Genomic DNA, 11,834 nt, shown 5'->3' with positions numbered 1-11,834 from the left:
CATTCCAAATTCTCTTATTATTTAGGAGAATTTATCATCATAATATCCATATTTTTGTGATGTGGAAATTCAATTATCACATCATGAGTTTAATAGTGCTTCAATAGAACATCAAATTGTTTTAATAGCTGAAAATATTCGCACACCTGAAAATGTTGGGATGATCATGCGTTTATCAGAAGCGTTTGGGGTTGAAAAGATTTATTTTGTTGGGGATCACACCGTGGAATTGACCACCAAAGTAAAAAGAGCATCAAGAAACACTTACAAGACGATGCATTATGAATTCAACCTCGATGGTATAAAGGAAATCGAAAAACTAAAGAATTCAGGTTATCATGCTATAGCTTTGGAAATAACAAACAGGAGCATTCCCATTCAAAACTTCAATGCTGATCAATACAAAAAAATGGTTTTGATAGTTGGGTCTGAAAGGCAGGGCATTTCAGAAGAAATGCTTCAACTTTGCCAAAGCCATTATCACATTCCAATGTTTGGAGAGAACTCCTCCATTAATGTGGTAAATGCCTTGGCAATAGGATTGTATAAGGTCACCGAAAAGCCTATTTAGCTTTATTTATTTTCTACTTTCCAGATGAGCTCTTCAATGATTTTTTCAATGCTCATACCTTCAGCATCAGCTTTAAAGTTTTTCACCAATCGGTGGCGAAGTACTGGAACGGCAACCGCTTTTACATCTTCTATATCAGGAGAATATTTTCCACTAAGTAAAGCATTGCATTTCGCCCCTTTAATCAAGAACTGAGATGCTCTCGGGCCTGCACCCCATTCTAAATATTCATTGGTAATATTGAAAGCCTTTTCTGTATTGGGTCTTGTGCTATGAACCAATTTCACAGCAAATTCAATCACATTGTCTGTAACAGGAACTTTATCTACTAATTTTTGAAAATAAAGAATTTCATCTGAAGTCATTACTGATTTCACTCCTTCAATTTCTTGCCCTGAATTTCTAACAATATTCAATTCATCTTCATAAGAAGGGTAGTCCAGAGTGATATTAAACATAAATCTATCCAGCTGTGCTTCCGGAAGAGGGTAAGTACCTTCTTGCTCAATAGGGTTTTGGGTAGCCAATACAAAAAATGGATCTGGTAAAACATAAGTTTCGCCAGCTACGGTCACATTTTTTTCCTGCATGGCCTCTAATAGAGCTGCCTGTGTCTTAGGAGGCGTCCTATTGATTTCATCTGCCAGTATAATATTACTAAAGATAGGGCCTTTTATAAATTTGAAATTACGGTCTTTATCTAAGGTCTCAGCTCCAATAATATCTGATGGCATTAAATCAGGTGTAAACTGAATACGATTAAATTTTAAATTCATGGCAGAAGCCACAGTATTAATCAATAAGGTTTTTGCTAAACCAGGAACGCCAACTAGAAGACTGTGGGAATGACAGAAAAAAGAGCTTATTACTAACCTAATTACATCCTCTTGCCCGACAATTACTTTGGAAATTTCTTTTTTTAAGCTTTCGAATTTTTCGTGTAAAGCATTTGCAGCTTCAACCTCATTTTCAAATTTATCCATATTGATCAGTTAAGAATTTGGCAATCTTTATAATGGTCATCTAAAACAATGAATACATCATCTTTTGATTCTTCAAACCATTTTGCCAATTTTTCACTTCTTTTTTTATTTAATGCTGCCTGCTTAATTTTTTGGTAATCAATTCTGATATCAGCCCTATGGGGTTTAATTCTGTCTTGATAATATAATATTCTAACGGCTTCTGATCTGTCAGGCTGTCTAAAAATTATAGGTTTTGTAATGCTACCCACCTCCATGGTGTCAATGGTAAAGAAAACATTTGGATCAAGTTCATCCACAGATACCTTAGTTCCTCCAGCTTCACCCTCCATAAAATATCCACCATTTGATGAGGTATTCATGTCATCTGAATATTCAGCAGCAGCAGCTTCAAATGTAATACTGTCGTTTACGATTAATGTTCGAATGCTGTCTAGAAAATTCACAGTTTTATCAACATCACTTTTATTGAATTTAGGAAGGATTAAAATATGTCTTGTATTAAATTCATTTCCTCTTCTTGCTAATAATTCAATAATATGAAAACCGAAATCAGTTTCTACTGGCTTTGAAATTTCTCCTGGTTTCAATCTTAAAGCAGTAGCTTCATATTCAGGCGCTAGTTGTCCTCTTTCAAAAAAACCGATATTTCCTCCAGATTGCTTGGCTCCGGGTTCTTGAGAATATAATCTGGCAATGTCTTCAAAATTCTCACCTTCTAAAATTCTACCTCTTAATCCATTTAATCTGGCTTTAATATTGTCTTTAGCTTCCTTACTCATGGTAGGCTCTTTTACTATTTGACCAACCTGAACTTGTGTAGAATAAAAAGGAAGACTATCCCTTGGGATATTGTCAAAGAAATTTTGAACCTGTCTTGGAGTAACTTCTATATCAGAGGTGATAGTACGTTGCATTTCACCCATTACCATCTGTTCTTTCACCTCATCACGAATTTCCACTTTAAATTCTTCCAATGATTTACCGTAATATTCTTCAATCTTTTCCTCAGAGCCAATTTGCTGAACCATCATTTTCAATCGGTTATCCAGCTGTGCTTCGACCTGAATAGGGGAGACCGTAACAGAATCAATTTCTGCTTTGGCTAATAAAAGTTTGTTAACAATAAGGTTTTCCAATACCTCGCATCTGGCATCAGGACTCCCGCTGTTTCCACCCCTCGATAAATAATCTTTATACGCAAGAGCTAAATCTGACTCCAGAACGATATAATTATCAACTTTGGCGATAATTTTATCCACCACTTCTTCTGATTGACTGAAGGACAAAAAAGGCATTGTTAAAAATGCCAATGCTATAATTATTGATTTATTTTTACTGATTGTAAATTTCATATTTGTTTGAACTCTTCGCTTTTTCAAAAACTTCCTCTTCTAGTTGGTTAGCTATTGCAACCTTTCTTTTATTTAATATTATTTGTTTGATATCATTCCTGACAAATTCCAAAGGTGATATTTGGTCTGATATTTTATACTCTTTTATTCTTAAGAAGTATAGATTTTCTTCATTTGAATCCTCAACAAATTTATTAGACTTTAAAAAATCTACTTTGTTTGTAACTCCAACAAAAGGAGTGTTTCGGATGGCTTCATCAAAATTTATCCAAACAGAATCCTCTAAAAAATAGGTTTCAGCAAATCGAAAACAATATGATTTCAATTCTTTAAAATCCTCAGGTTTATCTGAATTAATTAGTTTTTTCAACTGGTTAATTTTTGGGGCATCTTTAGTTACTGTAATAAAATAACCTCGAATAATATTCTGTTTCAGTTCAAAATTATCCTTATTGTTTTGGTAATAATCTTGGACTTCTTGACTTGTAACTGCTGTATCCAAATTATTATCTACATAATATTTTTTATACTCATGCACCATTAAAGCATAACGATAATCCAATACTTTTCTTTCAATTGAAGCCTGATCAAAATTAATTTTTTCCGATGCTTCAGAAATTAGCAATTGCTTTTTGATCCAGGAATTGACATATCGATTAACCAAATTTGCACTATCTTTTGGAGATATATCTTTTGCTACTATTCCTGCTAAGTCCTTCTGATAGAGTAAGGAACTCCCAACCTTAGCTACAGGAACTTGTATTTCTTCAGTTTCTTGCTCCTCATTCCCTAATTTTTTTAGGTTGATATAATCACAACCCACAAAAATTATAGAGAAGAGAAATGATAATATGGATAAATATTTATTCTTCAATTTCTGTATTTATTTTATTCAATACCTTCTCGTTTACAGTGACATCATATTTTTGCTTCAATTCCTTAAGCCATTCTGACTCAAGATGCTTTTGAAAGTCTTCCATTAGTTCTGGTCTGGATTCATCAAAAGTTTTTTGCATAGGTGGATAGCTTTTTAAAGCATACTTTAATTCTATTAAGCCGTTTTTCGTCACATTTTTAATGTAATACCCTTCATTTTTATTATTCCATTTTGAGTTTTCGGTTAGCTCAATAATTTCAGTAGAAGCGGATTCAATTCTTTTATTATTTAAAGCTAATAACTCGTTTGCTTCCGAAAGCAACTGCAAATATATTTTATTTTCATCGGAATAGATAAGATTCACAACTTCCATATTGCTAAATGTTTGATTTAAATCTTCAAATAGCTTAACAGAGTCATTTTTATCTATGTTTTTAGGCAATTTTAAACTAAAATAAATCTTTTCCTGGATGCTGTCATTTAATTTAATTTTCTTAATCAAATTTTGAGGGTTATCATATTCCAGTTCTTCGGTTAACGGAAAATAAGTGCCTTTTATTGGCTGCTTAAATGGTTTTATTGAGGAAGTATCCGTAAATAAGATTCTGGCTACTTTCATTTTAGCATTGCTCATGTATTGATTTTGGTTATCCTGATAATATTTTTTTAGCGTCAATGTGTCTTCGCCTATTTTACTCCATACCTTTTGATTCATTATTTCGAATAAAAGCAAACCGTCTTTATATTCCTGTCTTAATAATCTGTATTCAGGATATTTTGACTCTAAATTATTCTCTTCATATAGAATCAAATTAAATTTTTCATAGCGCTCTAATTCAGAATCTAATTTTTTGGTTGAATCATAGCCACTTAAAAAATCATTTATAGTATATGTTTTTTCAGAAATTGTGAAAAGAGTCACTTCCAATTCCTTCTTTTTGAAAGCATCTATACTCAAATTTCCTGTTGATTTAAGTAAAGCATAAGCTTCTGGATTTTTCCTGAATTTATTCTCTGCTTTCAGTTTTTTAATAACTTCCACCTCTTTAAGTTCCGAACGTTGGTCACGCTGAAGTCTTCTACTTAAGCTCTCTCGCATGCTTTCTAAGCTCCCGACCCCTCTTTTATCTTCTAGCTTCAAAATATGCCATCCGTAAGGACTTTTAACGGGTTGAGATATTTCTCCTTCTTCTTCTAGTTCAAAAGCCACAGATTCCAGAGACGAGGGCAGATTTCCCGCTCCAAACCAAGGTAAACTTCCACCATTATCTTTTGTACTTAAATCATCTGATTCTTTTGTGGCAAGTATAAACCAATTCTCTCCTGAGTTTAATTTTTCATAAACTTCTCTTATTGCTTTTTCTGTTTTCAAAGAGTCTTCAGCTGATGCTTGAGGAGGGAATCTTTTCATGATGTGGGCTATTTTGATCCTTCCCAAGGTTTCTCTTTTATCGTTTACTTTAATGATATGATATCCAAATTGAGTACGAATAATTGGAGAAATTTCGCCTTTCTCCGTTTGATATGCAGCAGATTCAAATGGATAAACCATCTGGAAAGCAGTAAACCAACCTAATAATCCATTATTATTTTGGGCGGAAGGGTCTTCAGAATATTCTCTGGCTAATGCTTCAAAACTTTCTCCTGATTCGAATTTACTCTTTACTTTACTAATTTTTTGGTAGGCTTTTAAAGTGTCTTCAGCTTTAGTATCTCTTTCTACTCTAATTAAGATATGGCTGGCATTTATTTCTTGCTGTAAACGTTCATAAGTTTCATTTACTAGTTCTTTATTGACTTTTTCTGCAGTGAGATAAGGTTTCTTTATCTCTTCTAAATATCCATTTAACTCATTTATGTAAGCCTCAGTAGTATCTATTCCTTCTGCTTTGGCTTCAAGTACTTTTAATTTAAAGTCAATGTATAAATCCAAATAATCTTCAATTGGCTCAATTTCCCCTTTATTCTTATTGCTTTTTTCATATGCATAAATAAATTCATCAGGGTAAACTGATATAGAGTCTATAGTGAATAGAGGTTGAGTATCCTTCGATGTGGAAGTTTTTTGTGTTGTTTTACAAGAACTAATGAAAATAAATAAAAGAGGTATTACTAAACCTTTGATGTTTCGCATTTGGCTAAAGTGAATTTTGATTGGCAATTTATGCAAATGGATTCACACAGGAAAATATAAGGCAATCAGAGAAGTGAATAATTTATTGTTTTGTATCGTGATTAAATCTTTTGTGCATAATACATGTATTTTTTTGCTCCTTATTGACAAATTCAACCTTATCCATAATCCGCCTGACCAACATTAAACCTATTCCTCCCTTTTTCTTGGTCTGTACTACCTCTTGAATAGAGGGTTCTTTATACTTTTTAAGGTCAAATTTTTCACCCTCATCAGAAATTTCAAAAGTAACACCACCCTTCTCAACTACTACCACTAGGTTAATGGCTTCATTGGCATTACAATAATTGGAATGGATAATCAGATTAGCACAGATTTCATCCACTGCTAATACCATTTGATTTATTTCCAAATCATCATGAATATACGCCTTTAGCTTTTCGGTGATAAATTCCCGAATGTCTTTAAGACGTGTTTTTTCGCAATATACTCTAAGATTGAATTTCATGTAACTTCTCCTTCGCTTCCTTCTTATCGGTTACTATAGTCATCAATTGGTCTAAGCCCAAAATTTGGAATACATTCAATACTTTTTCGCTTAAACCATATATTACCATTTTGATGTTTTTATTTTTAAAATCATCAATGTAAGACATGAAGACACCTAATCCTGCAGACGAAATATAATTTAACTGCGTTCCGTCCACTAAAATAAATTTTACTGAGTCATCGTTTGCTAATTCAGTCAAGGCTTCATCCAAATGAATACTGGAACTAGCATCTACATCACCTTCTACCATAATTATATGGTCCTCTTCCTCAATATGTGTTTCAATGTTTATCATACAAACTTTATTACGTGCTTACTTTCAGTAAGTTGACAGCCATGTTATAAAAATCTTATTATTAAGGCAGTATAATCGTCTTCCAAATTTTCTGTGCCTATAAAATCATATAAATATTTTATAAGTCCATCTTGAATTTCTTCAGATTTTTTCTCACTATTTTGCTCTAAATAGCTACTTAATCTGTCATAACCGAACTCCTCACCTTCTTGATTACTAGCTTCAATTATTCCATCAGTATATAAAAAAAGAATATCTCCGCTATTGTAATTTATTTTACTTATATCAATAAATTTCTTAAAACTATCATTTCTCACTATACCCAAGCCCATCCCCTTATTGTGGAAATATTCCGCTTTGCCTTCTTTTTTATTGAAGTAAAGACCTGGACAATGTCCTGCCCGAGAAAAACTTATGCTCTTATCTTGAGAGTTGATAATATAATAGGCAGCAGTGATAAAGGATGTTTTTTCCAAACAGTGACCTAAAGCATGGTTTGCTCTGGTAAAGAAAGCCTTAGAATCTAAGTCAAATTGCACCAAACTATGGAATACACCTTTCATCTGAGACATATTAAAGGAAGCAGATGTCCCTTTACCCGAAACGTCCCCTATAATTACAGCAGTTTTATGTTCAGCTGTTTTAAAGAAATCATAATAATCCCCCCCAACCTCATCCGCAGACTCATAGAATGCATGCATTTCAAATTCTTTATCCGAAATTAAAGAGTGGGGGAGCAAACTTTTTTGAACGCGAGAGGCAATTTTTAATTCTTCTCGGTAACGTTCATTTTTAAGCACTTCAGTTAATAATTCAAAATTTTCAATTGAAATACAAGCTTGGTTTACAAATGAGCTGATGATATTGATCATCTCTTTATTAAATCCATCAGAAACATCCTTTAAAACTACCAATAAACCGATTTGTCGATCCTGTATGACCAAAGGCATCACCAAAACTGAACCATAATCAGGGTCATTTAAATTAGCTGTAAGCTTATTAAGATTTAGGTCTTTTTGGAAATCATTAGCTCTATGTTTATTTAAATAGGAAAATATCCCGCTGTCCTGGATGCTTTTTCTTACCTGATTGATTTTTAAATCTGTGATATTCGATTTTAAGATATCATAAGGTTCTCCATTTTGATGAATTTCTAACCAAGCACTAGTAGAAAATACAGCATTATTACTGCTTTCCAGCAGAACTTCATATACTTGATTTTCGCTATCACCTTTTTGTATAGATTGGCTTAAACGCTGGAAATTTAAAACTTCACTTATTTTTTGTTCAAAAACAGAAGAAGTCGGTAAGTTGAAGAGAATAACTAGAATTGATATTAAAGCATATAAAAATATAAATCCTGCAATGGATAAAATGAATACATTATCCAGTAAATCCATTATCAAATTGAATTCTTGAGAGAATCCAAAAAGATTATTAATGAAATAATAGAGATATAAAATAACTAATGCCAGTAGCAAAATACTTCGCCACTTTTGCTTGAAGTTTAAATAGGCAATCCATTTTAAATTAAATGAAAGTACCAATCCATATAATATAAAAACTCCTAATAGTCCGTTGAATAACCACTGCTGTGAGCCAATTTGGAAAAAACTGTAAAGCAAAGTCGCTAACAAAGAATATTCAAATATTTGCCAAATTATTAATAGGCGTTTATTCTTTTGATAAAGAATTAATCTTTTCCATACAATGAATGTGGAAATCAAGAAAACAATGATAGCTCCAAGATTGATGTGGTAGAAAAAATTTACCATCAAAGGATTTTGCATCAATTTGCTATCACTCAGGAGATAGAAAAAGAGGCTGACAGCCAATTGTACTAATGAAACTATGAGTCCTGTGGAAAAAACATGCCATAGTAAATCAATAAAGTTGATGCTTTCTGCTTTTTGTATTCTAATTTTGAAAAAGAAGTAAACAAGGATTATAAAGAGAGAAAGTAAAAGTTGAGGGATCTCCTTGGTTATCCCTGCATCTGCTTCATTAATTTCAGCAAATAGCAAAAATAAATCTGCCAGTACTAACGATAGCCAGCAGAGAATTGCAAATAATAACGAGAGGCGTAAAAGTCCTTTTTCTGAGATCAATTTTTTATTTTTCTAAACTTTGGCAAAATAAGCTATTAAAAATTATTGTGAAAATAGTTTTACAAACATTAAATTCATGCATACTAAAAAATAATTAAAATGCTCAAAAAATTAATCTTTACTTTTTTGTTATTTATCCTAAGTCTTGGAGTGGCATTTTCGCAAATCCAAAAAGGAACAGCTTCTTTTTATGCAGATAAATTTGAGGGTAAGCAGACGGCTAGTGGTGAAAAATATAAACATAAAAAATTGACAGCTGCTCATAAAAGTTTGCCATTTGGAACCATAGTGAAAGTCACCAATTTAGAAAATAAGGAATCTGTAGAGGTGAGGATAAACGATAGAGGGCCTTTTGTGGAAGGAAGAGTGATTGATTTATCCAGATCAGCTGCAGAAAAATTAAAATTTACTAATCAGGGATTGGCTGAAGTACAAATAGAAGTAGTTGATGCGGGAGACGGCAGAACGAATAGTAATAGACCCGTTCAAATTGATCAAAATATTGAAAATGAATCCTATTTTCAAATGAAAGTAAAAAGGAAAGATCCCTCAGGCTTTGGCGTTCAGGTGGGAAGTTTCAAAGGCTTTGATAATATGCTGAAGCTTTCAGAAAATATTGAGAAATCATATCGAGCAAGTTTATATATCGAGGTAAAGGAATTGAATGATGCCAAGGTATATGCTTTAATTTTGGGAGATTATAGTAATAGAAGGAAAGCGGATAAACTTAAAGCCAAGATTGCAGACCGATTTCCAGATGCTTTTGTCACTCGATACTAATTTAATTTTATAATTCTCAACCAAAAGGATAGATTATGTGTCTTTTAAGTAGATGAAAAATTTAATTTTTTTACTATTACCCCTTATTCTTCTCTCTTGCAGTGAAGATGGAAATGTAACATTACAAAAATGTTGGACCTTAGCAGAGAGAGGAGAAGATGTTCAGCTATACTATCTTTGTGATGATGAACGTCTTGGCATTTCTTGGTTTAGACCGACTTACAAATTTTATTCTAACAATAAATGTGAGTATTTGGTATTGCACCCAGCTGATGCTCACTATATGGAGGAAGGAGTTTATGAATTTAATTTAGAGACTTCTAAACTTACAGTGAAAAATACTAAAGGAGATTTGATTGCTAATTTTAAAGTATTAGAAATCAATTCAGATCAATTGAAAGTAGAAGTGCTTGATGGCACTTATTATGCTTTTTAAATATTTTAGGGAATATTTTTATCAGTATATTTTTAAGACATACTTAAAACCAAAAATCCCAATTCATCTTCCATGTTTTTGTAAATATAAATTTTGCCGTCCTTCACAAAGTAAGTTTTAGGCACCTCTTTTAATTCAAGCTTATCAGTTTCATTAATTTGGTTAAGCTCTTCATCAAATATGGTTAAAATGATTTTCCATTTCTCTTCCTTTTCTTCCGTACTGGTCGAGTAAGAAGAAAATCGATAGAATTGATTTTGTTTTTCATCAAAAACAAAATTCCCAAAACGAATGCTTTTATTACGGGCAGACATGATTTTCCCTAATTCTTCTCTTGATTCTGCCTCTATTTTGCCATAAACTTCGTTTTTGTTTGGGCTCAATTGACTTTTATATTTTTTATGCACTATACTATCAGATTTCAAATTATAATAGTAAACTTCATTTTCCATATCGTGGCTCAAAATGAATTTGTCATCCTGAAAAGTAGTATATAGAAATGTTCTTAACATAATCATTTTGCCATCCAAAGAGAGCGAAATATGGTAATCGTCAAGTTTTTTTAATTCATCTACCCAATAAGGTTGGCGAGTATTTTCATACAAGTCTAATTTTGAAAAACCCCTTACATAGCCAAAACCTTCATTGATTAAATTGAAAGAGATATCTTTCTCGGGAATATATAATCCGCTTGATTCCATTTGAAGGTCTTTGGGTATTGAGTCTCCTATGAATTCATTTCCATATATGGAATACTTATGTTGCAATTCAGCATTTTTATTAAATATCAATATTGCCTGAGAGTTGGTAATGATGATTTCATCATCAGAAACGTAATTAATATCACTCACTCTGGTGGTAGTGCCATTCGGGCCTTCCACTTCGAACGGGATAAAATCAACCAACTCCAATTTATTCATGTCAATTACTTCCAATCCATGACGATTATTATTATTGAATTTGTACATAAACTTTTTCTCCTGATCAAATCCATAAAAGTTCAATCCATATTTTGTGTCTATGATTTCTCCTTTGGAATTAACCATGACTGAATCGATTGATATGCTGATTTCTGATTTTGCTTCATCATTCTTTTCATTTTGATTACAAGACGTGAAGAAAATGGTAAAGGCGATAGCGAGAAAAAAAGAAGCGTATTTCATTTTGAGTTCTTTGGTAGATAGTTTTATAATATAAAGATAGAACAATTATCCTAAGTACTAAATAAATAGTTTAATTTTCTTGTTAATATTTCTAAAGAAAGAAGCGGATAAAATGTAAATTCGCTCATCAGATGATGAATAGAGCCAATTATGACAAAAATAAAAGATAAAATTGCTTGGGTAACAGGAGCCAGTTCCGGAATAGGGGAAGCAGTTGTTTACGAACTCATTAATAAAGGAGCAAAAGTGGTGATTTCTGCCCGAAGAAAGGAGGTTTTGGAAGAAGTGAGAGCAAAATCTTCCAAACCTGAAAATATTATGATTCTCCCTCTTGACTTGGCTGATATCAAGACATTTGATTCCAAAGTGGCAGAAGTTTTGGAGCATTTTGGCAGAATTGACATACTTTTTAATAATGGTGGCATTAGTCAAAGAGGTATGGCTCTAGAAACTGATTTATCAGTAGATAGAAAAATTATGGAAATCGATTATTTTGGAACCATAGCTTTGACTAAAGCAGTGGCCCCACATATGGTCAGCCAGAAATCAGGACATTTTGTAGTGACCAGTAGCTTAGTGGGT

At 32.5% G+C, this 11,834-nt stretch carries 12 protein-coding genes; 4 read left to right on the top strand and 8 right to left on the bottom strand.

Annotation, left to right across the window (positions count from 1 at the left end; all coding sequences use genetic code 11):
• Positions 1-61 precede the first annotated feature (61 nt).
• The gene (locus Q0L29_RS06435; protein ID WP_296620073.1) at positions 62-571 is read left to right on the top strand and encodes a TrmH family RNA methyltransferase; all 510 of its coding nucleotides are present in this window, start codon (positions 62-64) and stop codon (positions 569-571) included.
• Between the two features lie 2 nt (positions 572-573).
• Here the strand turns inward: Q0L29_RS06435 and Q0L29_RS06430 are convergent, their stop codons facing one another.
• From Q0L29_RS06430 to Q0L29_RS06400, 7 genes are all read right to left on the bottom strand, one after another.
• Entirely contained in the window at positions 574-1,554 is a 981-nt protein-coding gene (locus tag Q0L29_RS06430; protein WP_296620071.1) for a MoxR family ATPase, read from the bottom strand.
• Between the two features lie 5 nt (positions 1,555-1,559).
• A complete protein-coding gene (locus tag Q0L29_RS06425; protein ID WP_296620069.1) occupies positions 1,560-2,909 on the bottom strand; it encodes a peptidylprolyl isomerase in 1,350 nt (449 codons plus the stop codon).
• Entirely contained in the window at positions 2,890-3,783 is an 894-nt protein-coding gene (locus tag Q0L29_RS06420) for a peptidyl-prolyl cis-trans isomerase (RefSeq protein WP_296620067.1), read from the bottom strand. The genes Q0L29_RS06425 and Q0L29_RS06420 overlap by 20 nt, the downstream gene beginning before the upstream one ends.
• Positions 3,773-5,920, bottom strand: coding sequence for a peptidylprolyl isomerase (locus Q0L29_RS06415; RefSeq protein ID WP_296620065.1), 2,148 nt, complete (start codon positions 5,918-5,920; stop codon positions 3,773-3,775). Before Q0L29_RS06415 ends, Q0L29_RS06420 begins: the two co-directional genes overlap by 11 nt.
• Positions 5,921-6,002: 82 nt before the next feature.
• On the bottom strand, positions 6,003-6,428 hold the full coding sequence (locus Q0L29_RS06410) for an ATP-binding protein (RefSeq protein WP_296620064.1): 426 nt from the start codon (positions 6,426-6,428) through the stop codon (positions 6,003-6,005).
• Positions 6,412-6,765 carry an STAS domain-containing protein gene (locus tag Q0L29_RS06405; protein ID WP_296620062.1) on the bottom strand — a complete coding sequence of 118 codons (354 nt, stop codon included), beginning with the start codon at positions 6,763-6,765 and terminating at the stop codon, positions 6,412-6,414. Before Q0L29_RS06405 ends, Q0L29_RS06410 begins: the two co-directional genes overlap by 17 nt.
• A 44-nt stretch (positions 6,766-6,809) precedes the next feature.
• On the bottom strand, positions 6,810-8,873 hold the full coding sequence (locus Q0L29_RS06400) for a SpoIIE family protein phosphatase (protein WP_296620060.1): 2,064 nt from the start codon (positions 8,871-8,873) through the stop codon (positions 6,810-6,812).
• A 99-nt stretch (positions 8,874-8,972) separates the two neighbouring features.
• On the opposite strand from Q0L29_RS06400, the gene Q0L29_RS06395 reads away from it, so the two are divergent.
• Both Q0L29_RS06395 and Q0L29_RS06390 read left to right on the top strand, forming a co-directional pair.
• Positions 8,973-9,653 (top strand): septal ring lytic transglycosylase RlpA family protein, encoded by a 681-nt coding sequence (locus Q0L29_RS06395; RefSeq protein WP_296620057.1) that lies wholly within the window; start codon positions 8,973-8,975, stop codon positions 9,651-9,653.
• Positions 9,654-9,705: 52 nt separating this feature from the next.
• Entirely contained in the window at positions 9,706-10,089 is a 384-nt protein-coding gene (locus Q0L29_RS06390) for a hypothetical protein (protein WP_296620055.1), read from the top strand.
• A gap of 32 nt (positions 10,090-10,121) precedes the next feature.
• On the opposite strand, the gene Q0L29_RS06385 is transcribed toward Q0L29_RS06390, so the two are convergent.
• A complete protein-coding gene (locus Q0L29_RS06385) occupies positions 10,122-11,252 on the bottom strand; it encodes a DUF4221 family protein (protein ID WP_296620054.1) in 1,131 nt (376 codons plus the stop codon).
• A 150-nt stretch (positions 11,253-11,402) separates the two neighbouring features.
• Here Q0L29_RS06385 and Q0L29_RS06380 point away from each other — a divergent pair.
• Positions 11,403-11,834: SDR family NAD(P)-dependent oxidoreductase (locus tag Q0L29_RS06380; protein ID WP_296620052.1), on the top strand; the 432-nt coding region annotated here is incomplete at its 3' end.

This window comes from Marivirga sp. (assembly GCF_024636815.1).
Classification (GTDB): domain Bacteria; phylum Bacteroidota; class Bacteroidia; order Cytophagales; family Cyclobacteriaceae; genus Marivirga.
Note: the sequence above shows the minus strand (reverse complement) of the source record. Positions and strands in the feature narration are given on the sequence as shown.

Coding starts and splice junctions, on each gene's coding strand:
- Q0L29_RS06385 (WP_296620054.1), bottom strand. CDS start 11,252: ATGAAATACGCTTCTTTTTTTCTCGCTATCGCCTTTACCATTTTCTTC.
- Q0L29_RS06390 (WP_296620055.1), top strand. CDS start 9,706: ATGAAAAATTTAATTTTTTTACTATTACCCCTTATTCTTCTCTCTTGC.
- Q0L29_RS06395 (WP_296620057.1), top strand. CDS start 8,973: ATGCTCAAAAAATTAATCTTTACTTTTTTGTTATTTATCCTAAGTCTT.
- Q0L29_RS06410 (WP_296620064.1), bottom strand. CDS start 6,428: ATGAAATTCAATCTTAGAGTATATTGCGAAAAAACACGTCTTAAAGAC.
- Q0L29_RS06415 (WP_296620065.1), bottom strand. CDS start 5,920: ATGCGAAACATCAAAGGTTTAGTAATACCTCTTTTATTTATTTTCATT.
- Q0L29_RS06405 (WP_296620062.1), bottom strand. CDS start 6,765: ATGATAAACATTGAAACACATATTGAGGAAGAGGACCATATAATTATG.
- Q0L29_RS06425 (WP_296620069.1), bottom strand. CDS start 2,909: ATGAAATTTACAATCAGTAAAAATAAATCAATAATTATAGCATTGGCA.
- Q0L29_RS06430 (WP_296620071.1), bottom strand. CDS start 1,554: ATGGATAAATTTGAAAATGAGGTTGAAGCTGCAAATGCTTTACACGAA.